Origin of the sequence: Mesorhizobium sp. CA5 (assembly GCF_020165105.1) — a bacterium.
Taxonomy (GTDB): domain Bacteria; phylum Pseudomonadota; class Alphaproteobacteria; order Rhizobiales; family Rhizobiaceae; genus Mesorhizobium.
Genome location: NZ_JAIUHJ010000007.1, coordinates 70,797 through 92,288, shown reverse-complemented (window position 1 = coordinate 92,288; position 21,492 = coordinate 70,797). Strand labels below are relative to the sequence as shown.

At 63.9% G+C, this 21,492-nt stretch carries 21 protein-coding genes; 15 read left to right on the top strand and 6 right to left on the bottom strand.

The features are described from left to right. The first annotated feature begins 124 nt into the window (after positions 1 to 124). From hflK to LB529_RS11370, 4 genes are all read left to right on the top strand, one after another. Positions 125 to 1,240: an FtsH protease activity modulator HflK gene (gene hflK, locus LB529_RS11385; protein ID WP_140839826.1), complete on the top strand. Its 1,116-nt coding sequence runs from the start codon at positions 125 to 127 to the stop codon at positions 1,238 to 1,240. Next, positions 1,240 to 2,190 (top strand): protease modulator HflC, encoded by a 951-nt coding sequence (hflC, locus tag LB529_RS11380; RefSeq protein ID WP_224522814.1) that lies wholly within the window; start codon positions 1,240 to 1,242, stop codon positions 2,188 to 2,190. Before hflK ends, hflC begins: the two co-directional genes overlap by 1 nt. Before the next feature lie 5 nt (positions 2,191 to 2,195). Then, positions 2,196 to 2,381 carry a DUF2065 domain-containing protein gene (locus LB529_RS11375; protein WP_224711122.1) on the top strand — a complete coding sequence of 62 codons (186 nt, stop codon included), beginning with the start codon at positions 2,196 to 2,198 and terminating at the stop codon, positions 2,379 to 2,381. A 147-nt stretch (positions 2,382 to 2,528) separates the two neighbouring features. Then, positions 2,529 to 4,046, top strand: a complete 1,518-nt coding sequence (locus LB529_RS11370; protein WP_140545373.1) for a DegQ family serine endoprotease — start codon at positions 2,529 to 2,531, stop codon at positions 4,044 to 4,046. Between the two features lie 46 nt (positions 4,047 to 4,092). Here LB529_RS11370 and LB529_RS11365 read toward each other — a convergent pair whose 3' ends face one another. Both LB529_RS11365 and serB read right to left on the bottom strand, forming a co-directional pair. Next, entirely contained in the window at positions 4,093 to 4,665 is a 573-nt protein-coding gene (locus tag LB529_RS11365; RefSeq protein WP_224711121.1) for a GNAT family N-acetyltransferase, read from the bottom strand. Further along, positions 4,662 to 5,549: a phosphoserine phosphatase SerB gene (serB, locus tag LB529_RS11360; protein WP_224711120.1), complete on the bottom strand. Its 888-nt coding sequence runs from the start codon at positions 5,547 to 5,549 to the stop codon at positions 4,662 to 4,664. Before serB ends, LB529_RS11365 begins: the two co-directional genes overlap by 4 nt. On the opposite strand from serB, the gene miaA reads away from it, so the two are divergent. Both miaA and LB529_RS11350 read left to right on the top strand, forming a co-directional pair. Next, positions 5,539 to 6,483, top strand: coding sequence for a tRNA (adenosine(37)-N6)-dimethylallyltransferase MiaA (gene miaA / locus LB529_RS11355; protein WP_224600995.1), 945 nt, complete (start codon positions 5,539 to 5,541; stop codon positions 6,481 to 6,483). The two genes, serB and miaA, sit on opposite strands and share 11 nt — an antisense overlap. A gap of 125 nt (positions 6,484 to 6,608) precedes the next feature. Continuing rightward, positions 6,609 to 7,400 carry a GGDEF domain-containing protein gene (locus LB529_RS11350; RefSeq protein WP_140839836.1) on the top strand — a complete coding sequence of 264 codons (792 nt, stop codon included), beginning with the start codon at positions 6,609 to 6,611 and terminating at the stop codon, positions 7,398 to 7,400. 182 nt (positions 7,401 to 7,582) lie between these two features. Here the strand turns inward: LB529_RS11350 and LB529_RS11345 are convergent, their stop codons facing one another. Then, positions 7,583 to 9,415: an ATP-binding protein gene (locus tag LB529_RS11345; protein ID WP_140839838.1), complete on the bottom strand. Its 1,833-nt coding sequence runs from the start codon at positions 9,413 to 9,415 to the stop codon at positions 7,583 to 7,585. A gap of 153 nt (positions 9,416 to 9,568) precedes the next feature. On the opposite strand from LB529_RS11345, the gene LB529_RS11340 reads away from it, so the two are divergent. The 3 genes from LB529_RS11340 to LB529_RS11330 are packed head-to-tail and all read left to right on the top strand — an operon-like array spanning position 9,569 to position 11,027. Beyond that, a complete protein-coding gene (locus LB529_RS11340) occupies positions 9,569 to 10,135 on the top strand; it encodes a helix-turn-helix domain-containing protein (RefSeq protein WP_224600842.1) in 567 nt (188 codons plus the stop codon). 5 nt (positions 10,136 to 10,140) lie between these two features. Then, positions 10,141 to 10,449 (top strand): hypothetical protein, encoded by a 309-nt coding sequence (locus LB529_RS11335; RefSeq protein WP_095764783.1) that lies wholly within the window; start codon positions 10,141 to 10,143, stop codon positions 10,447 to 10,449. A gap of 38 nt (positions 10,450 to 10,487) precedes the next feature. After that, positions 10,488 to 11,027, top strand: a complete 540-nt coding sequence (locus LB529_RS11330) for a GNAT family N-acetyltransferase (RefSeq protein WP_224522807.1) — start codon at positions 10,488 to 10,490, stop codon at positions 11,025 to 11,027. Here LB529_RS11330 and LB529_RS11325 read toward each other — a convergent pair. Continuing rightward, complete coding sequence (locus LB529_RS11325) at positions 11,019 to 11,903, bottom strand: LysR family transcriptional regulator (RefSeq protein WP_224522806.1); 885 nt, start codon at positions 11,901 to 11,903, stop codon at positions 11,019 to 11,021. The two genes, LB529_RS11330 and LB529_RS11325, sit on opposite strands and share 9 nt — an antisense overlap. Before the next feature lie 109 nt (positions 11,904 to 12,012). Between LB529_RS11325 and LB529_RS11320 the strand changes: the two genes are divergently transcribed. The 3 genes from LB529_RS11320 to LB529_RS11310 all read left to right on the top strand — a co-directional run bounded on the left by LB529_RS11320 (position 12,013) and on the right by LB529_RS11310 (position 15,630). Further along, the gene (locus tag LB529_RS11320) at positions 12,013 to 13,164 is read left to right on the top strand and encodes a gamma-butyrobetaine dioxygenase (RefSeq protein WP_224711119.1); all 1,152 of its coding nucleotides are present in this window, start codon (positions 12,013 to 12,015) and stop codon (positions 13,162 to 13,164) included. Next, positions 13,161 to 13,751, top strand: coding sequence for an HD domain-containing protein (locus tag LB529_RS11315; protein ID WP_224711118.1), 591 nt, complete (start codon positions 13,161 to 13,163; stop codon positions 13,749 to 13,751). Before LB529_RS11320 ends, LB529_RS11315 begins: the two co-directional genes overlap by 4 nt. Before the next feature lie 718 nt (positions 13,752 to 14,469). Next, positions 14,470 to 15,630 carry a PcfJ domain-containing protein gene (locus tag LB529_RS11310; RefSeq protein WP_224711117.1) on the top strand — a complete coding sequence of 387 codons (1,161 nt, stop codon included), beginning with the start codon at positions 14,470 to 14,472 and terminating at the stop codon, positions 15,628 to 15,630. A gap of 52 nt (positions 15,631 to 15,682) precedes the next feature. Here LB529_RS11310 and LB529_RS11305 read toward each other — a convergent pair whose 3' ends face one another. Next, positions 15,683 to 17,491, bottom strand: coding sequence for an NAD(P)/FAD-dependent oxidoreductase (locus tag LB529_RS11305; protein ID WP_224711116.1), 1,809 nt, complete (start codon positions 17,489 to 17,491; stop codon positions 15,683 to 15,685). Between the two features lie 83 nt (positions 17,492 to 17,574). Continuing rightward, positions 17,575 to 17,730, bottom strand: a complete 156-nt coding sequence (locus LB529_RS11300; RefSeq protein WP_224545423.1) for a hypothetical protein — start codon at positions 17,728 to 17,730, stop codon at positions 17,575 to 17,577. A gap of 344 nt (positions 17,731 to 18,074) precedes the next feature. On the opposite strand from LB529_RS11300, the gene LB529_RS11295 reads away from it, so the two are divergent. From LB529_RS11295 to LB529_RS11285, 3 genes are all read left to right on the top strand, one after another. Then, a complete protein-coding gene (locus tag LB529_RS11295; RefSeq protein ID WP_224711115.1) occupies positions 18,075 to 19,856 on the top strand; it encodes an acetolactate synthase 3 large subunit in 1,782 nt (593 codons plus the stop codon). 142 nt (positions 19,857 to 19,998) lie between these two features. Beyond that, positions 19,999 to 20,574 carry an acetolactate synthase small subunit gene (gene ilvN, locus LB529_RS11290; protein ID WP_027169049.1) on the top strand — a complete coding sequence of 192 codons (576 nt, stop codon included), beginning with the start codon at positions 19,999 to 20,001 and terminating at the stop codon, positions 20,572 to 20,574. A gap of 105 nt (positions 20,575 to 20,679) precedes the next feature. Next, positions 20,680 to 21,276 (top strand): LysE family translocator, encoded by a 597-nt coding sequence (locus LB529_RS11285; RefSeq protein ID WP_095764789.1) that lies wholly within the window; start codon positions 20,680 to 20,682, stop codon positions 21,274 to 21,276. Positions 21,277 to 21,492 lie beyond the last annotated feature (216 nt).

The following is a 21,492-nucleotide window of genomic DNA, read 5'->3' as shown; positions in this document are numbered from 1 at the left end:
AACAGGCCGCCGTAATACTTTGATTTTGGGGCATGATTCCTTTTCGAAAACCGATATGGGTTTTCGTGGTCATGCGCTAGGATTGCGCCGCAAGGCCTGAGGGAACCGAAGCGAAAGGACATTCATGCCCTGGAACGACAAGAGCGGTGGCGGCGGCCCATGGGGCGGCGGCGGCAATCAGGGGCCCTGGGGGCAGGGACCGAAAGGGCCAAGCGGCCCGCAGGGTTCGCCCCCCGATCTTGAGGACATCATCCGCCGCGGCCAGGACAGGCTGCGACGCGCGCTTCCGGGCGGCGGCGGCGCGAGCCCGGCCGTGCTCGGGCTGATCGCGGTGGCGCTCATCGTGCTGTGGGCCTTCAAGGCGATCTATACCGTGCAGCCCGACGAGGTTGCGGTCGAACTGCGCTTCGGCCAGCCGAAGTCCGAGCTTTCGCAGCCGGGCCTGCATTTCCACTGGTGGCCGATCGAAACGGTCGAGACCGCCAAAATCTCCGAGCAGCTCGTCAGCATCGGCGGCGGGTCGAGCAGCGGCTCCGGGCTGATGCTCTCGGGCGACCAGAACATCGTCAACGTGCAGTTCTCGGTCGCCTACCAGGTCTCCGATCCCAAAGCCTATCTGTTCGATGTTTCAGATCCCGACGGCATGCTGACCCAGGTCGCCGAGAGCGCCATGCGCGAAGTCGTCGGCCGGCGGCCGGCGCAGGACATCTTCCGCGACGATCGCCAGGGTATCGCAACCGGGGTGCGCGAGATCATCCAGGGCACGCTCGACGGCTACAAGACCGGTCTCCAGGTCAACGCAGTCTCGATCGAGGACGCAGCGCCCCCGCGCGAGGTGGCCGACGCGTTCGACGAGGTGCAGCGCGCCGAGCAGGACGAGGACAAGTTCGTCGAGCAGGCCAACCAGTATTCCAACCAGAAGCTCGGCCAGGCGCGCGGCCAGGCGGCTCAGGTCCGCGAGGACGCCGCCGCCTACAAGAATCGCGTGGTGCAGGAGGCGGAAGGCGAGGCGCAGCGCTTCATCTCCGTCTACAACGAATATGCCAAGGCGCCCGACGTCACGCGCAAGCGCCTCTACCTCGAAACCATGGAGAAGATCCTGAAGGACTCCAACAAGGTCGTCGTCGAGCAGGGCAACGGTCAGGGCGTGCTGCCTTACCTGCCGCTGCCGGCTTTGCAGCCGAAAGCGCAGCCGGCGCCGGCCCCGCTGAGCGGCGTCACGACGGGAGGCAACCAGTGATGGCCAACCGTCTTCCCATCATCGCCGTCATCGCGGCTGTCCTTCTGTTCCTGCTCTACTCCGCGGTGTTCGTCGTCAATGCCGGCCAGCAGGCGATCGTGCTCAGGTTCGGCGAGATCATCGACGTCAAGAACGAGCCCGGCATCTACTTCAAGGCGCCGTTCGCCTTCTTCGATGCCGACAGCGTGCAGATGGTCGAGAAGCGGGTGATGCGCTTCGACCTCGACAACATCCGCGTCCAGGTCTCGGGCGGCAAGTTCTACGAGGTCGATGCCTTCATCGCCTATCGCATCTCGGATCCGCGCACGTTCCGCGCGGCGGTGTCCGGTCAGGTTGAACTGGCCGAGGCACGGCTGCGGACACGTCTCGATGCGGCGCTGCGCCGTGTCTATGGCCTGCGCGACTTCGAGGCCGCGCTTTCGGAGGAACGCGGCGTCATGATGCGCGAGGTGCGCGATCAGCTTCGCCCCGATGCGACCTCGCTCGGCCTCGACATCGAGGATGTGCGCATCCGCCGGACCGACCTGACGGCGGAGGTCTCGCAGCAGACCTATGACCGCATGAAGGCCGAGCGCCTGGCGGAAGCCGAGCGTCTGAGGGCGCGCGGCAACGAGGCGGCGCAGCGCATCAGGGCGCGTGCCGACCGCGAGGTTGTCGAGATCGTCGCCGAGGCGCAGAAGGAATCGGAAATCCTGCGCGGCGAGGGCGAGGCGCAGCGCAGCGCGACCTTCGCGGACGCCTATAAGCGCGATCCGGCCTTCTTCGATTTCTATCGCTCGATGAATGCCTACGGCACGGCCCTGGACAGCACCGGAACGACGATGGTGCTCTCGCCCGAATCCGAGTTCTTCCGCTACTTCCGCGATCCGGGCAGCAAGCCTCAGCCCGGGCAGCCGGCCGCGCCCGCGACGCCTGCCGCACCGGCCGCGCAACCCAGCACCGCCCAGTAGCGGCGGTGCAGGACTTTGTCGCGGCGATCGGGCTGGTCCTGGTGATAGAGGGCCTGGTCTATGGCGGGTTTCCGGGCCTTGCCCGGAAACTGGCGAGCGAAATGCAGTCGATGCCCGAGACCGCGCTGCGGTTCGGAGGATTGGCGGCAATCGCGGTTGGCGTCGCCATTGTGTGGCTGGTTCGCGGCTGATGAAATTCATTGGTGCCGCGGCGACGGACGATTTATCCTGAGAAGACTGGCATAGCCGCAAACGTGCCGTATTTCTTGCCAACATGAGCCGAACAGGGCGTCTTTGCGGAAAACGCCTGTCCTTTTCAGACATACCGGGAGGCCACGATGATATCCGACACCCTGTTGCGCGCGGCGCGGCGCATGGTCTTCGCCGGCGCCACCGCATTTGCGGTCGGCATTGTTGCCGTCCCGTCCTTCGTCACACCGACGATCGCCTCCGACGGGCCCCCCTCGGTCGCCGATCTCGCCGAGCGCCTGCTTGGCGCGGTGGTCAACATCTCGACCTCACAGACGGTGAAAGGCACGGAAGGGCCGGGCGCGGTGCCGATGCCGCAGCTGCCCGAGGGCTCCCCGTTCCAGGACTTCTTCGACGATTTCTTCAAGAACCGTGGCGGCGACAAGGGCGGCGCCGGGCAGAAGGTGCAGTCGCTCGGCTCCGGCTTCGTCGTCGACGCCGAGCAGGGTATTGTGGTGACCAACAACCACGTCATCGCCGATGCCGACGATATCGAAGTCAATTTCTCCGACGGCATCACGCTGAAGGCGACGCTCGTCGGCACCGACACCAAGACCGATGTCGCGGTGCTGAAGGTCGACCCCAAGGGTCACAAGCTGACCGCGGTGAAATTCGGCGATTCCACCAAGATGCGCGTCGGCGACTGGGTGATGGCGATCGGCAATCCTTTCGGCCTGGGCGGCACGGTGACGGTCGGCATCGTCTCGGCGCGCAACCGCGACATCAATTCCGGCCCCTATGACGACTTCATCCAGACCGACGCCGCCATCAACCGCGGCAATTCCGGCGGCCCGCTGTTCAACGCCGAGGGCGAGGTCATCGGCATCAATACGGCAATCATCTCGCCGTCAGGTGGCTCGATCGGCATCGGTTTTTCCATCCCCTCGCAGCTTGCCGCCGGCGTCGTCGACCAGCTTCGCCAGTATGGCGAGACGCGGCGTGGCTGGCTTGGCGTGCGCATCCAGCCGGTGACGGCGGACATCGCCGAGAGCCTCGGCATGGCGACCGCCAAGGGCGCGCTGGTGGCCGGCGTCATCAAGGGCGGGCCGGTCGACAACGGGTCGGTGCAGGCCGGCGACGTCATCATCAAATTCGACGGCAAGGATATCCATGAAATGCGCGACCTGCCGCGTGTCGTCGCCGAAAGCCCGGTCGGCAAAGCGGTCGACGTCGTCATCGTGCGCAAGGGCGTCGAGCAGACCGTCAAGGTGACGCTCGGACGGCTGGAGGACGGCGAGAAGCTGGCCAGCGGCGAGAACGGCAACACCGACCAGGACAAGGGCGACAAGGCGACGCCTCCGGTGTCGACGGCCTCGGTGCTCGGCATGACGGTCGGCGAGCTCAACGACCAGACACGGCAGAAGTTCGGCATCGCGGCCGATGTGTCCGGCGTGGTCATCACCGACGTCGCCAAGAATTCGGCGGCGGCCGAGCGCGGCATCCAGCCCGGCGAGGTGATCACCGAGATCGCGCAGGAATCGGTCGGCACGCCGAAGGACGTCATGGACCGGATCGGCGCATTGAAGGAGCAGGGCCGCAAGAACGCGCTCTTGATGCTGGCGTCGAAGACCGGCGAACTGCGCTTCGTGACGATCCGGATGGATTGAGTCCGGAACGTCCGATAACCGATTGATTTTGCAATGAATAGGGCGGCTAGCGAGCCGCCCTTTTTCGTGCCTGCCAGTCGCGTTGCGACAGCCTGTAGAGGACATGCCGCTTGAGATGCGGGTGGGTGTCCGGCACGGCGGGGTGGTCGAAATCGGCACCAGGATCGGCTCGCATGCCGAGGCGCTTCATCACGGCGATGGAGCGATAGTTTTTGGCGACGGCGAAGGAGACGATCTCCTCCAGCCTCAGCGTTTCGAAGCCATAGGCGAGCCAGGCTTCAGCCGCTTCGGTGACATAGCCCTTGCCCCAGAATTCCGGCGCCAGCCGCCAGCCGATCTCGATCGTGCCGTCCGGTAGCGATGGCACATCATCCGTATCCAGGAGGCCGACGAAGCCGATGCATTCGCCGGTGGCCGCTATCTCGGCGGCGGCGAAGCCGTAGCCATCCTCCTCGATCCAGCCGCGGAATTCGTCCATCATGGCGTCGGCGGTCGCACGGTCGCGGCGGAACGGGAAGAATTCCATCACGCGCTCGTCGGAGTTGATGCGGTGGAAAAGCGCGCGGTCGCGCTCTTCCCAGTTGCGCAGGATCAGGCGCTCGGTGCGGATCGGCTTCATTCTGAAAACTCATCCCGGCGATAGCCCTGGAGATAGAGCAGCGCGGTCAGATCGCCGTGATCGATGCGGATGCGGGCCTGCTCGGCCACCGTCGGCTTGGCGTGAAGCGCGATGCCAGTGCCGGCAAGACGGATCATATCGAGGTCGTTGGCGCCGTCCCCAACCGCAATCGCGTCCTCGGTGGTCAGTCCGAGCCTCTTCGCTATATCGAGCAGCGCTTCGGCCTTGGCGGCGCGGCCGAGGATCGGCTCGGCCACCATGCCGGTGAACGTGCCGTCTTTCTCGATCAGGCGGTTGGCGCGGTTTTCCTGGAAGCCCAGCATATCGGCGATGCGGCTGGTGAAGACGTCGAAGCCGCCGGAGACCAGCGCCGTCCAGGCGCCATGGGCGCGCATCGTTTGCACCAGCGCGCGGCCGCCGGCGGCGAGCGTCAGCCGATTGGCGATGATGCGGTCGACCACGGCTGTGTCGAGGCCTTTCAGCAAGGCGACGCGCTCCCGCAAGGCGGGCTCGAAGGCGATCTCGCCATTCATCGAGCGCGCGGTGATCGCCGCCACATGATCCTTGACGCCAATCTCGTCGGCAAGCTCGTCGATGCATTCCTGGTCGATCATGGTCGAATCCATATCGGCGAGCAGGATCTTCTTGCGCCTGCCTTCGGCCGGTTGGACGATGACGTCGACCGGCTCGGAAGCCAGCGCCGCGCGCAGATTGGCGGTCATTTTGCCGATATCCGGCGTCTGCGGCAAAACGAGGTCGCAGGCGACGTCCTCAGCCAGCCAATGAACGGCGCTTGCGCCGGCGGCCCGCAAGGCCATATTCGCAAGCGAGGCCGGCACGGCGCGGGCTTCTGGACGGGACACTAAAGTGGCGATCAGCGGCATCGAAGATTCCGGCAGGCAGGCGGGCGAAGGCCGCATCAAGAACGCGACCCTGATAGCCGGGCCGACCGCCAGCGGCAAGTCGGCGCTGGCGCTCGATCTCGCCGAACGCAATGGCGGGATCATCGTCAACACCGATTCCATGCAGGGCTATTCGGTGCTCGACGTCCTGACGGCGCGGCCGAGCGCCGCCGAAATGGCACGCGTTCCGCATTTCCTTTACGGCCATGTCCATCCCGCCACCGCTTATTCCACCGGCGCCTGGCTGCGCGACGTGACAAAGCTGATCGAAGACGGCGTGCTGTCGGGCCGTCCGGTCGTTTTCGTCGGCGGCACCGGGCTCTACTTTCGCGCGCTGACCGAAGGCATCTCGGATATGCCGGACATTCCGGCGTCCGTTCGCGAGCGCTGGCGCTACGAGCTCAAGGAGCAAGGGGCCGAAAGGCTGCATCGCCTGCTGATGCACGAGGATTCGGCTATGGCCATGCAACTCAGGCCGACCGACGGCCAGCGTATCGTGCGGGCGCTCGAAGTGCTCGACGCTTCCGGGCGCTCGATCCTCGAATGGCAGGCGGTGCGCGGACGGCCGCTGATCGATCGCGACAGCGCGCGCTTCCTGGTCATCGAGCCGGACCGCGAGCAACTGGTTCGGCGCATCGACGCGCGCTTCGACCAGATGCTCGACAAGGGCGCTCTCGACGAAGTGCGTCGACTCACCGCGCTCGGCATCGATCCGGACCTGCCGGCGATGAAAGCGATCGGCGTGCGGGAGCTGCAGGCGGCCATGGCCGGACACTTGGGTTTTCCCGAAGCGATCGAGCGCGCCAAGATCGCGACCCGGCAATATGCCAAGCGTCAGTCGACATGGTTCAGGCATCAGCTGGGCGCGGAGTGGCGCAGGCTGCGGCCGGGCGACGAACCGGCTGTTCAGGACTGACTAAAAGCTTTTTCAATCAGCGCCTTAAAATCGCCGGCTCCAATTCTCGCCAGGGTTGTTCGGATTAACGGTCCGTAAGGTCGGCCATGCCATAACCTTTGGGGCTACAGTGCCGCGGGGAGTTGATGCGTTTCCATAAGGCGGAATCCGCATTTTTCGTCTTTATTTTTGTGATCCTGGCCGCGGGCCTGGTGACCTTCCATGCCTATGGCCAGTTGCAGGACATCGCCGCCGACCTCGATGCCGCATCGCGCGTCGACAGAATCGTCTATCTCAACAAACTTCTGTTCGTCACCGGGGCGCTGCTGGCAACCGCGCTGTTCTTCGGCACCTTCTTCATTTACCCGCTGATCCGCGGCCAGGTGCGGGAAGAGGGCAAGCTCAGGGCCATGACGGTTTCGCTCAGCGCCCGCTCGCAGACGCTCGAGCAGGCGGCGCTCACCGACAGTCTCACCGGAATGCAGAACCGCCGCTATTTCGATGATGCGCTGCGCGAATATCTCCACGAGTTTCGCCGCATCGACAGGCCGGTCGGGCTGATGATCCTCGATCTCGACCATTTCAAGCAGGTCAACGATACGCATGGCCATGACGTCGGCGACGAGGTGCTGAGGGCCGTCGCCACCTGCCTGCGGGGCATGACGCGCTATCACGACGTGGTGGCGCGGCTGGGCGGCGAGGAGTTTGCCGTCGTCACCCCCAACATGGATGTCGAATTGCTCGCCAGGTTCGCCGAGCGCATCCGCAAGGCGGTCGCCAACATGTCGATCATGTCGGGCAATGTGCGGCTGAAGGTCACCACCAGCGTCGGCCTTGCCGTCTGGGATCACAAGGAGAGCGCGGAGGACTTCTACCGCCGTGCCGACCGCCAGCTCTATGAGGCGAAGAAGCAAGGCCGCAACCGCGTCTGCGCCTAAAATCTCATCATCAAATTCGTGAGGCTGGCCGCCTGGAGCCGCTTTCTGCGCTTCCGGTGCTCACGGACTTTACGTCCGCTCCGCTCCGGTTCTCGACAGCGACTCCATTCGACTCAGCCTGACGAATTTCCTGACGAGATTTGCCTATTCGAACCGACCGCGGGCTAGATTAGAATGGAGGCTCAATCGTTGAGCTGGCGCATGCCGAACGTCGAGGGCTTCAGGCCGTAGCGAGTGTCGAAGTCGTCGTCCGGCTGCACGCGCGCGGCGGTGGCCGGCTTCTTGTAGTCCGGGTCGCCGGCCTGGCGGGAGGAATCCACAGCCTCAGCGAAGGCCATGGCCTGCTGCGGTTTCGGCACGTTGCGCAGCCGCTCGACGATCATGGCGAGATCGACGTCGTTGCCATCCACGGAAGACTCGATCTTCTCGCCCTTGGCGGTGCCCGGGATGAACTCCTGCGGCAGCTTCTCGAACTTCAGCCGCATGGTGGTCGCCACGCCTTCGCCGAAGGCGATGGCTTCGCGCTGCCCCATCGAGGAGAGGAACGCCAAGGTCGAGGCCGAGGAATCGGCGATCGCCGAGCGGATGATGGCCTGATCCTGCTCGTTGGCAAGCCGCATGGCGAAGAAGGTCGAGCACTGCGACAGGATGGTCGGGTCGAGCTCGCCCGGACGCTGAGTGACGACGCCGAGATAGCAGCCATATTTGCGGCCTTCCTTGGCGATGCGCGACAGCGCGTGCCTTGTCGGCGCGAAGCCGAGACGCGGATCGGCCGGCATGTAGCGATGGGCTTCCTCGCAAAGCAGCAGCAGCTTCAGCCGGCCCTCGCTCCACAGCGCCAGGTCGAAGGCCAGGCGTGCCAGCACCGAGCAGACCGAATTGACGACTTCCGAAGGCATGCCCGCCATCTCGAAGCAGGTGACCGGGCGTCCATGGTTGGGGACACGGAAAATGTTGCCGATCGTTTCGTGGATGGTGTCCTCGATCAGCCGCGAATTGAACATGAAGCGGTAGCGCGGATCGGCTGCCGCCGATTCGATTCGCGTTTTCAGCGACTTCAAGGTCGGGCGGTCGTTCTTGCTTTCGAGCATGCCCATGCGCTCGTCGATCTGCTTGATGAGATCAGCGACGCGGTAGGGCACTGGCGTGTCCGCCGTCAGCGCGTCGCTACCGCGCCTGACATAGGTGCCGGAATTCGGGTTGCGGTAAAGGTTCTTGGCGGCGGGGATCAGGTCGCGCAGGACATCCACTTCCTCGGGCACCGTCTCGCGGCCGCGAAACAGCACTTCGGCGAACTCCTCCAGCCTGAACATCCAGAACGGCAGGTCGAGCGTCTTGGAATCGACCTTCACGCAATATTCCGGCAGCGAGGCGGCGAACTCGTTATGCGGGTCGAGGATGAGCACGCGCAGATCCGGACGCGCCTCGATCGTCTTGCGCAACAGCAGCGAGACAGCTGTCGACTTACCGACACCGGTGGTGCCCACGATGGCGAAATGACGCGCCAGCGTGTCGTCGATGGCGATGTTGGCATCGATCGATTCATCCTGCGACAGGGTACCGATCGTCACCGAATGGCGCCCGGCCAGATCGTAGACCGCCTGCAGGTCGCGGGTTCGGATGCGGTGAGCAATGGCGCCGATATGCGGGTAGGTGGTGATGCCACGGTCGAACACCGGCTTGGCGCCGGGCTCGACGCCGTCGCGCACCTCGCCGACCAGTTCGACGCTGACTTCGATCGGATTCTGCCCTTCGTGGTTCCAGGCGCGATCCGATTTGCCGATGGCATAGACAAGGCCGACCGTTCGTGTCGAACCGAGATTGATGGAGATCATCTTACCGACCGTCCAAAGGCCGCTGATCGCGCCTTCGGTGTCTTCGGCATGGGCACTGATGGTGGCGCGCGCGCCGTCGCATTGCACGACATTGCCCAGAATCCGCTTGTCGTTCTGCTGGATGTTGCGGCGCTCCTGCGAAGTCGGTTCGCCAACGGAGGCTTCGCGTTCGACAAACATGGCTGACCTGATCCCATTCCCCTGGAGCCTCGACCCTACCCAATCGGGGTTAAAGTCAGGTGAGGTCGGATGGTGTAGGCAGCGTTAAGCCCGCCGTGACAATTCGATCGACTGGCCTCTTTCCAGGCCGAGAAAATCCGATATATTGGACGAATGGATGATATATCGAATGGTATTACCGCCACGATCGGCAGGCGGATACGCTCCGAAAGAACGCTGAGGGGCTGGTCGCTTGCCGAATTGGCCGAGCGCTCGGACGTTTCGAAGGCGATGCTGAGCGCCATCGAACGCGGTACGACCAGTCCGACCGCGGCGCTTCTGGTGCGCATCGCGGCGGCCTTCGGCATGACGCTGTCGACGCTGATCGCGCGGGCCGAGATGCAAGGCGGCGGTATTTCGCGCCGGGACGAGCAGCCGATCTGGCAAGATCCGGCAACCGGGTACATCAGGCGGCATCTATCGCCGGCATCGCAGATGCCGCTGGAACTGGTCAGGGTCAGCCTTCCGGCAGGTGCCAAGGTCAGTCTGCCGGCGGCGTCCTACGCCTTCATCAAACAGCAGATATGGCTGATCGACGGAAGGCTGGACTTCACTGAGGGCGATGTGGTGCACCGGCTCGAGCCTGGCGACTGCCTGGCGCTGGGCGCGCCCTCGGATTGCGTTTTTCATGCTCCCGGACCGGATGCGGCGGAGTATCTCGTGGCGCTGGTCAGGGACTGACTCCGATGTCTCGCCGGCCAAAACGCTCGCACAATGGCGGGCCGCCGCTCGACGACTATGACGGCCCGCCCTGGGGCAAGGGCGATGCCTACATTTTCCTCGCCTGGCGCGCCGCCCACGACAAGGCTTGGAAGGCGCCAAGCCACGCCGTCATGCTGATGCGGCTGGAGAGAGCCGAACGGCTCGGTCTGACCTACGAGGAATATACGCTCGAGATCCTGGAGCGTGGCCGCCATCTCGGCGAGGACGACGCCGACCGCATCGCCGAAATCAGGCGGGCGCGACGACGCAAACGCATCAGCCATTTCGAATGACCTCGTCAACGACATATCATCACCTGGAGAGCGCCAGCATGAACTCCCTTGAAATCCGGGCGCTGAGCGACGATGCGGCGACCATCGCTATGCTCACCGATCTGCTGATCGAGACGGTCGCCGCCGGCGGATCGGTGAGCTTCATGCATCCATTGTCGGCGGAGGCCGCGCGGGAATTCTGGCGCAAGTCGCTTGCCGCGGCGGCGCGCGGCGAAAGGGCGGTGCTGGGCGCATGGCATGGCGAGGTGCTTGCCGGCACCGTCACGCTGTTGCTCGACTTCCCGCCCAACCAACCGCACCGCGCCGAGATCGCCAAGCTGATGACCGGCCGCGACCATCGTGGCAAAGGCGTCGCGACCGCCCTGATGCGGGCAGCGGAGAAACTGGCCGTCGAGAAAGGCCGTACGCTGCTGGTGCTGGACACGGCCAGCGAAGAGGGCGCGGCCGGGCTTTATGAGAAACTTGGTTTCACCTTGGCTGGAGAGATCCCCGATTTCGCGCTCAAGCCACACGGCGGGCTCACCGGCACCCTTATCTACTGGAAACGGATCGGGGCAGCGGCCGACACGCTATCCTGAACTTCCGGCAATGTGCGACAGGAGCCAGCGGCGGAAATCCTGCTCGGCGCCGGAGAGTCGCGACGATGACGGTCTCGTCAGGAAATGGCCCGATGGGCTCGAAAGCTCGAAATCGGAAAGCCTGACGAGAACCTTGTCCTTGAGGGCCGCGTCGATCAGCGGCCGCGAGCCGAGCAGCGCCCCGGCGCCGACCTTCGCGGCTTCCATGGCGGCGACGAAACTGTCGAAGCGGTGCGAGCGCCGGGGATGGCCGGCAACTCCCGCGGCTGCGAACCATTCCGCCCACATCTCGCGCGCGCCCGCCACCAGGAGAAGCGGCAACGACGTCCACTCGCCACCTTGGGCGAGCGGCGGAGCCGCGACCGGGACAAGCCGCTCGACGGTCAGCCGGTCGGCCTCGCGCCCGGGAAAGGATCCGTTGCCGAAACGTATGTCGAGCGCCGAGCCCGGCTGGTCGTAGTCGGTCGGCCGATGGATGGTCACCAGATCGAGCCGGATCTGCGGCAGCACCTTTGCCAGGTCCGGAAGAGCCGGGACCAGCACCAGCATCGCGAAGGAGATGGGGACGCGGATGCTGACGATCTGCACGGCACGCGGCTCGAACAGCTCGTTCGTGCTGTTGCCGATGGTCGCGAATGCCGACTGGATGTGCGGGAGATAGGCCGCGCCTTCCGGCGACAGAGCCACGCCGCGCGCCAGACGCGCGAACAATCGCGTTTTGAGCCGCTCCTCCAGAAAACGGATGTGCTGGCTGACGGCGGCTTGCGTGAGTCCGAGCTCGGCGGCCGCGGCAGTGAAGTTCGACAGGCGGGCGGCCGCCTCGAAACTGCGCAGCCAGTCGAGCGGAGGTATCGCATCGAAAGTTCTTCCAGCCATCAGAAATTTAGCGCCATCACCCGAAAAACGATAATTTGAATTATGCCTTTGATGAAGCCACCATGCAATCCGTACCCGCAGCCGCGATCTAGGATGGGAGCTTTTGGGCATGTTGACGACAGTGACGCTGGGCGACGAGGGACGAACCATCGAGCTTGGCTGGAAGGACGGAGCGCGCAGCCGCTTCCATGCCATATGGCTGCGCGACAACGCGCTGGACGACAAGACGCGCAGCGCCGGCAACGGACAGCGGCTGATCACCATCCTCGACATTCCGGCCGAGACGCGGATCGGCGCGGCTGAGATCAGGGGCGGAGCGCTGGAGGTCACATTCGCTCCTGAAGGCAAGGCCGTCAGCTTTCCCTCAAGCTGGCTCCGCTCTCATGCCTATGATCGCCAGCAGGCGCGCGAACCCGGCTGGACGGGAGGCGACATAGAGCGCTGGACGAAAGCCACAATGCAGAATTCCGTGCCGCGCGCGACCTATACGGAGGCCAGCCGCGACAGCGATGTGCTGCGGCATTGGCTGGCCGCGGTCCGCAGCTTCGGCTTTGCCGTGATGGACGGCCTGCCTGCCGAATCCGGCGCGCTGTGCAAGCTGGCCGACCTGTTCGGCTACATCAGGGAAACCAATTACGGGCGCTGGTTCGAGGTGCGGGCCGAAGTCAATCCAAACAATCTCGCCTACACCAATCTCGGGCTGCAGGCGCATACCGACAATCCCTATCGCGATCCGGTGCCGACGCTGCAGATCCTCGCCTGCATCGAGAACACGGTGGAAGGCGGCGAATCCAGCGTCGTCGACGGGTTCGCGGTGGCGGCGGCGCTTCAGGCGGAGAACCCGGACGGCTTCCGGCTGCTCTCTTCCTATCCGGCGCGCTTCGAATATGCCGGCTCGTCGGGCGTGCGGCTCCAGTCCAAGCGGCCGATGATCGAGCTCGGGCCCGATGGGGAGCTCATCTGCATCCGCTTCAACAACCGCTCGCTGGCGCCGGCGGTCGACGTGCCCTTCGCCGCGATGGAGAAATACTATGCGGCCTACCGCCGGTTCGCCGAGCTGATCGAGGATCCTGCTTTCGAGGTGACGTTCAAGCTCGAGGCGGGACAATCCTTCATCGTCGACAACACCCGCGTCATGCATGCGCGCAAGGCGTTTTCCGGCAGCGGCAAGCGCTGGCTGCAGGGCTGCTACGCCGACAAGGACGGCCTGCTGTCGACGCTTGCGGCGATCGAGCATGGTTTCAAGGAGGCGGCGGAATGAAGCCCAACGAATTGAACGCAGGCAACATCGTCGAATTCATCGCCGATATTTTCGAGCGCCGCGGCGCCGAATCCTACCTCGGCGAGCCGGTCACCATGTCGGAGCATATGCTGCAGGGCGCGTGGCTGGCCGAGCAGGACGGCGCGCCCGAGGAGCTTGTGGCGGCGGCGCTGCTGCACGACATCGGCCACTACACCAGCGAGTTCGGCACCTATTCGCCCGACGACGTCGAGGACAAGCACCATGACGAGGCGGGCGGTGAGGTGCTGGCGCCCTTCTTCCCGCCGCTCATCGTCGAATGCGTTAGGCTGCATGTCTCGGCCAAGCGCTATCTCTGCGCCACCGATCCGACCTATTTCAGCAAGCTGTCGCCGGCTTCGGTGCATACGCTGTCGCTGCAGGGCGGGCCGATGAGCGCGGAGGAGGTGGCTGAGTTCCGCAGCAATCCCTTCCACGACGAAGCGGTGCGCGTGCGCATCTGGGACGAAGGCGGCAAAATCGCCGACATGAAGACGCGGGCCTTTCGCGACTACGTGCCTTTGCTCGAGCGAGTGGTGAAGAAGTTCGCGGCTGAAAAAGCGGCCTAGCCGAACATAACCGGGAAGGAGGCGGCCATGTGTTTTTGCTTCGATGGCGAAAGCGCGCTGGTTGCATACCTGCCGGACGGCTGCCGCGGCCTCCTGCCTGCCGCAAGTGCTCGCGCGCCGGATCCAATTGCTTCCAGGCCCAAGGGGCGGAATGGCGAGGCCTCATTGGAACCCGACGATGCCGAGCTTAGCGGGCTCCTTGCTGTCGTGGGCAAACGGAGGTATTAGGCGCGCCCTGCATGTGGCCAGTTCGTTTTCAACGGGCCGTGCCGGTACCGACAACGCTTTTTAATGGAGGCGACGATGAGATATTGTTCAGGCATTTCGCGCCTTCGCGGCGGACGGACCAGTTGAGCCGCTACCGCGGATATCAAACTTCCTGATGATGCGAGCGCCGTCCGCGACCTGCGGCGGGCAGTTATCTTCTCCGCGCGGTTGATACGCGCGGAGCACAACGACGGCGAGCGAGCGCTTTCCGCGAACGCTGACGGCCGTCCGAAGAACTCAGATGCGCCTTTGCAACACTTAAGCAGGCCGTTGTAAACATTAAGAGAATGGCGCTTGCGTCATGTTTGTGTCGAGCCTAAAGAGCCCGCCATCTATAACCCGTCATTCCCGAGAGGAGACCTGTCAATGATCCCGCAATCCAGATCGTCACGATCCGTGCCGACGCTGGAAATGCGCGCGGCTGACAGGGTTCCAACAGGGAAGAACGGTCATGGCAAGGTCCATGCTCCAGCGCAGGCAAGACGCCGAGCGCGAACGTATCGAAGCTTATGATGCAAGGCTGCGGCAGGTTTTCGCCGCCACGCGTCCCGTTCCGGATTTCGAGCGGGCACTGGACGATGCACGCTCGGGCTTTGCCGGCATGGCGATCCGCGACGGCGCGCTGTGGCGTCCGAAGCTGAAGACGCGGGACCGCGCGCGCCTGCGGCTGGCCGCGGCACGTTATCTCTATGCGCGTTACCCGATTTCGGCTGCGCTCGAGAGCGTCTGGCTGGACACCACGGGCCTGGACGCCAACGAGATCGCGTTTCGCAAGTCCTGGTATGTGACGGTCGCGCGTGGCGACTCGCTCTACAAGGCCGGCGCCAACGCATGGCTGTCGCGCAAGGAGGTGCATTGCTTCCTCACCGCGTCCGGCGACATTGGTTTCGCCGAAGCATTCTGGCTGGCGATCGCCCGGTCCTACACGGATGACAAGGGGTTGGCGGCCCGGCTTGCGCGAACGAAGATCGCGCGCACGCCGCGCCGCGAACTGGCCTTCTGGCGCGAGGTGGTGCGCTTCTTCTGCGGACATCCCGCTTCGAAGGAGGAGATCGACGATCTGTGCGATTACATCGGCGCCATGCATCAGCGTGATACGGCCTACAGCCTGAAGGGGCGCACGCTCCCATCGCTGCGCCGCCAGATGTTGGACTGGCATCGCGACATCGCCGCGATCGAGCGCATCGAGGCCATGCGCCGGCGCGCCGCTGGACGTCCCCAACGAGGCGCTGGAACGCAGGCCGAGCGCGGTGCCTGGGACGGGTCGCGCCTCGAGGACTGGGAATGGCAACCCTCGGCCAAGGAGGCGAAGGTGCGCGGCGAGCGCTTCTTCGTTCGGCAGTTGAAGACGGCTGAGGATCTGGTCGCCGAGAGCCGCGCGATGCATCACTGCGTGTCGACATACGCGGCCAAATGCATCGCTGGAAACGCCTCGATCTGGGTGCTGCGGCGTACGGCCCTAGGCAAGATCGAGCGACTCCTGACGATTGAGGTCGATCCGCAGAACCGCGCGGTCCAGGTGCGCGGTTTCGGCAACCGCCTGGCCTTGCCGGAGGAGCGCAAGATCATCGAGCGCTGGGCCAAGGCGAGAGGTGTGATGCTCAGGGCCTAAACTGAAGACCCGCGCGACGGAGACGCCGCGCGGGTCCTTTGCACAACAGCAACTATGCCTTGTGGTACACCTCCTGCAGCCTATAAACAGGCGTCGGCAGGCCCACCTGCCTAGCTTTCAGCTGCAGCGACAGATACTGCGAATAGTGGCGCGACTGGTGCAGGTTGCCGCCGTGGAACCACAACGCTTCCTGCTGCGTCGGCTTCCACATATTGCGCTGCTCGCCTTCCCAGGGACCCGGATCCTTGGTGGTGGCGGAGCCGAGGCCCCAGACCTTGCCGACCTTGTCCGCCACCTCTTGCGAGATGAGGTCGGCGGCCCAGCCGTTCATAGAGCCGTAGCCGGTGGCATAGATCACCAAGTCAGCCGGCAATTCGGTGCCGTCGACGAATTTGACGCCGGTTTCGGTGAGTTCCTGCACCGCGGCGCCCGGTCCGCTCTTCAGCTTGATCGAGCCGTCGATGACGAGGTCGCAGGCGCCGACATCGATATAGTAGCCGGAGCCGCGGCGCAGATATTTCATGAACAGGCCCGAGCCGTCGTCGCCCCAGTCGAGCATGAAGCCGGCCCTTTCCAGGTCGTCGTAGAATTTCGCGTCGCGTTCCTTCATCTGCCGGTAAAGTGGGATCTGGAACTCGTGCAGGATGCGGTAGGGCAACGAAGCGAAGATCATGTCGGCCTTGCCCGTCGTCATGCCGCTCTCCACCGCCTGCTCGGAGTAGAGCGCGCCAAGCCCGATATCCATCAGCGTGTCCGACTTGACGATGTGGGTCGACGAGCGCTGCACCATGGTCACGTCGGCGCCGCCTTCCCACAGCGCCGCGCAGATGTCGTGGGCCGAGTTGTTGGAGCCGATGACCACCACCTTCTTGCCGCGGTATTTGTCCGGTCCGGGATGGGTCGAGGAGTGCTGTTGCTCGCCCTTGAAGATATCCTGGCCTTTGTATTTCGGCCAGTTCGCCTTGCCCGACATGCCGGTCGCCAGCACCAGTTGCTTCGGCTTGAGCACGATCTCCTTGCCGCCGCGCTCGACGACGATCGTCCATTCCTTGGCCTTCTCGTCGTATTTGGCGGATTTGGCGGTGGTGGAAGACCAATAGTTCAGCTCCATCACCTTGGCGTACATTTCCAGCCAGTCGCCAATCTTGTCCTTGGGCGCGAAGACCGGCCAGTTCTTCGGGAAGTCGATATAGGGCAGGTGATCGTACCAGACCGGGTCGTGCAGGCAGAGCGACTTGTAGCGCTTGCGCCAGGAGTCGCCCGGACGCTCGTTCTTCTCGACGATGATGGTAGGCACGCCGAGCTGTTTCAGCCGGGCGCCGAGCGCGATACCGCCCTGGCCTCCGCCGATGATCACGACATAGGGTTGCTTGGTGTGGCCGAGCTCGGCGATCTCGTCGTCGCGCTCCTCACGCCAGGTCTTGCGGCCCTTGCCGTGGCCGTGCTTGGCGCCGAGAGGACGCGTGAAGCCGGCCTTCTCCTCATGGCCTTTCAGCTCCGCCATGGTGGTGAGCAGGGTCCAGATCAGGTCGCCCTTGAACCGCACGAGGCCAAAGCCGCGCGCCACGCTCGTCTCGAAGGTGATCCAGGCGGTGATGACGCCGCCGTCTTCGCTCGCTTCCTCGCCCTTGGCCACCGCCCATCCGGCCGGCTTGGTGCTGGCCAGCGTCGCCTGCAGCATGTCGCGGATCTGGTCCTGGCCCTCCATCGTCTTCAGATTCCAGGTGAAGGTGACGAGGTCGCGCCAGTAGCAATCGGCCTGGAAGCAGTTGACGGCGCTGTCGATGTCGCCGGCTTCCAGCGCCTTGCCGAACTTGTCGAGCAGCGCTTGCGCCTTGGTGGTGGGTGTTCTCTCGAGCATTTGTTCTCCTCCACTTTGTTAGAGTCCGGCATGAGCAGTAAGCAGCCTGCCAACCGCGATGCTCATGAGCGATTGCAATGAAATCAATCTGTTAGGACGATATGGGCTTCGATCGGCCGTGCCGGATCGAGTCGATGGGTATCGATGCAGCGCAGCCAGGATTGAACTATGACATCGTCGCGAGACGATCGCACGCCGGACAGGACCTGCTCGATCTCGCGTATGTGCTCGCCAGCCATGCGTCCTCCTCGCACGTCTTTTGCCAGCGTATAGTGGTGCGTCGGAGAGCGACGCTCAACTGTACTATGGTAGCTGTGGGGGGGTGCGCGCAGGCGCCGTCTCCCACAGGCGAGTGAATTCGCGCTGGACCCCATTGACGAGCCCGCGTTTTGGCCCTTATTGTCCGCGCCCATGAAAACGGCACTCATTCTCGTAGGCTGGCGCGTGGGCAAGGCGGTGTAACCGCCGGGCGAAAACCTCCCATGCGCATCACACAGGCTCCCTCGGGGGCCTTTTTTATTGCCTTGAACACGACTAAACGACCAGCAAATCGCCAGGCGGCGAACATTACGGGACCAGACCGATGAGCAACGGACAGAACGAGCGGCGCGAAATGACGGGCGCCGAAATGGTGGTGCAGGCGCTGAAGGACAACGGCGTCAAGCATGTGTTCGGCTATCCGGGCGGCGCCGTGCTTCCGATCTACGACGAGATTTTCCAGCAAGACGACGTCGAGCACATTCTGGTGCGGCACGAGCAGGGCGCCGGCCACGCGGCCGAAGGCTATGCCCGCTCGACCGGCAAGGCCGGCGTGCTTTTGGTGACGTCCGGCCCCGGGGCCACCAATGCGGTGACGCCGCTGCAGGACGCGCTGATGGATTCGATCCCGCTGGTCTGCCTGACCGGCCAGGTGCCGACCTCGCTGATCGGCTCCGACGCCTTCCAGGAATGCGACACGGTGGGCATCACGCGGCCCTGCACCAAGCACAACTGGCTGGTGAAGGACGTCAACCAGCTCGCCGCCACTATCCATGAGGCGTTCCATGTCGCGACGACGGGGCGTCCCGGCCCGGTCGTGGTCGATATCCCGAAGGACGTGCAGTTCGCCAAGGGCATCTACGTGCCGCCGCAGACGGCGCCGCGCACCAGCTACCAACCGAAGGTCCAGGGCGATCTGGAGAAGGTGAAGGCCGCGGTCGAGCTGATGGCGGGCGCGAAGAGACCGATCATCTATTCGGGCGGCGGCGTCATCAATTCCGGTCCGGAAGCCAGCCATCTGCTGCGCGAGCTGGTCGACCTCACCGGTTTTCCGATCACCTCGACGCTGATGGGGCTGGGCGCCTATCCGGCCTCCGGCAAGAACTGGGTCGGGATGCTCGGCATGCACGGTACCTACGAAGCCAATATGGCCATGCATGATTGCGACGTGATGGTCTGCATCGGCGCGCGCTTCGACGACCGCATCACCGGCCGGCTGAGTGCGTTCTCGCCGAACTCGAAGAAGATCCACATCGACATCGATCCATCCTCGATCAACAAGAACGTCCATGCCGATGTCGGGATCCTCGGCGATGTCGGCCGCGTGCTGGAGGATCTGGTGCGGCTATGGCGGGCGACCGCCAAGGTCGACAAGAAGGCGCTTTATCCGTGGTGGGAGCAGATCGCGAAATGGCGGGCGCGGGATTCGCTCGCCTACAAGATGAACAACGAGGTCATCATGCCGCAATACGCGATCCAGCGGCTCTACGAACTGACCAAAGATAAGGACACCTACATCACCACCGAGGTCGGCCAGCACCAGATGTGGGCGGCGCAGCACTATCATTTCGACAAGCCGAATCGCTGGATGACGTCGGGCGGCCTCGGCACGATGGGCTATGGCCTGCCGGCCGCGCTCGGCGTGCAGATCGCGCATCCCGACGCGCTGGTCATCGACATTGCCGGCGACGCTTCGGTGCAGATGACCATGCAGGAGATGAGCTCGGCGGTGCAATACGAGGCGCCGATCAAGATATTCATCCTCAACAACCAGTATATGGGCATGGTGCGCCAATGGCAGCAGCTGCTGCACGGCAACCGGCTGTCGCATTCCTACACCGAGGCGATGCCGGATTTCGTCAAGCTGGCGGAAGCCTATGGCGGCCACGGCATTCGCTGCGACAAGCCGGACGAGCTCGACGACGCGATCCGCGAGATGATCACGGTCAAGAAGCCGGTGCTGTTCGACTGCCGCGTGGCGACCTTGGCCAACTGCTTCCCGATGATCCCGTCGGGCAAGGCGCATAACGAGATGCTGCTGCCCGACGAGGCGACCGACGAGGCGGTGGCCAACGCCATCGACGCCAAGGGCAGGGAATTGGTTTAGAGCATGATGCCGAAAAGTGAGAAGCGGTTTTCGGGCAACATCATGCTCCATCCATAACACCAGCCATCAAGGCGGGGCTGTCGCGAGAAAGCCGTGCGCAAACAGAGAATTAGCTCAAAAGTCTGAAATCGAGATTCACCTTATGAACGCACAGCACCTTCAACCGACCGGCTCCGCCTATTTCATCGCCAAGGAAACCGAAAAGCCGGAAACGCACACGCTTTCCGTGCTGGTCGACAACGAGCCGGGCGTGCTTGCCCGCGTCATCGGCCTGTTCTCAGGCCGTGGCTACAACATCGAAAGCCTTACCGTTTCAGAGACCGAGCATGAGAAGCATCTGTCGCGCATCACCATCGTGACGCGCGGCACGCCGCATGTGATGGAGCAGATCAAGCATCAGCTCGAGCGCATCGTGCCGGTGCACCGGGTGGTCGACCTGACCGTGCGCTCGCATGAGCTTGGGCAGGAGCGCCCGCTGGAACGTGAGCTCGCGTTGGTGAAGGTCGCCGGCACAGGCGACGCCCGGGTCGAGGCGCTGAGGCTCGCGGATGCTTTCCGCGCCTCGGTCATCGACGCCAACACCGAGCATTTCATCTTCGAGATCACCGGCAAGGGGTCCAAGCTCGACCAGTTCATCGCCATCATGAAGCCGCTCGGCCTGGTCGAGATCTGCCGCACCGGCGTCGCCGCGATGAACCGCGGCCCGCAGGGAATGTGAACAGGGCGACCGTCCTGTTTCAAACTTTGGCCCGGCGGTTGCCCGTTTCTGGCTTTTGCGCATTTGCTAAAAGGACAGTAAGGCTGACATATCTGGGAGGATAACATGTCGCTCGACACATTCCTTGCCCTGTTGGTCTATGCCTTCGTGACTTCGATCACGCCGGGGCCGAACAACCTCATGCTGCTGGCTTCCGGCGTCAATTTCGGTATCGCCAGGACGGTTCCGCACATGCTGGGCATCAGCATCGGCTTTCTGGTCCTGCTGCTGGCCGTCGGCTTCGGGCTCGGCGCGGTGTTGACCGCGGTGCCGGCGCTGCATACGGCGCTGAAGATCGCCGGCGCCGCCTACCTGCTCTACCTCGCCTGGAAGATCGCCATGTCGCGCTCGATAAGCGACGGAAAGGGGGCGCAGGGACGGCCGATGCGCTTCATCGACGCCGCCGCATTCCAGTGGGTCAATCCCAAGGCATGGGTGATGGCGATCACCGCGATGGCCGTCTACACCAATGCCGATCACCCGTTCGTCTCGGTGGCGCTCATCTCGATCGCCTTCACCATCGTCAACCTGCCCAGCGTTTCGGTATGGGCCGGCTTCGGCACGGCGCTGCGCGGCTTTCTGTCGGATCCGGTGCGGCTGAAATGGTTCAATATCGCCATGGGCGTGCTCTTGGCGGCGACGCTGTGGCCGATGCTCCGTTAGATATGCCTATTCAGGGTGAGGCCGGCCTGCCAACGCTGGCTTTCTGCGCTTCCGGTGCTCACGTACGAAAAGTACGCTCCGCTCCGGTTCTCGAAAACCATCCTTTTCGACTCGGCCTGACCTGAATCTCAACACATCTGACAGTTTTCGGACTGGTCGCAGAGGCGTTCGTTGGATTCGTTTGCCGGCTGCCTAGCCATTGTGCAGTGCACATTA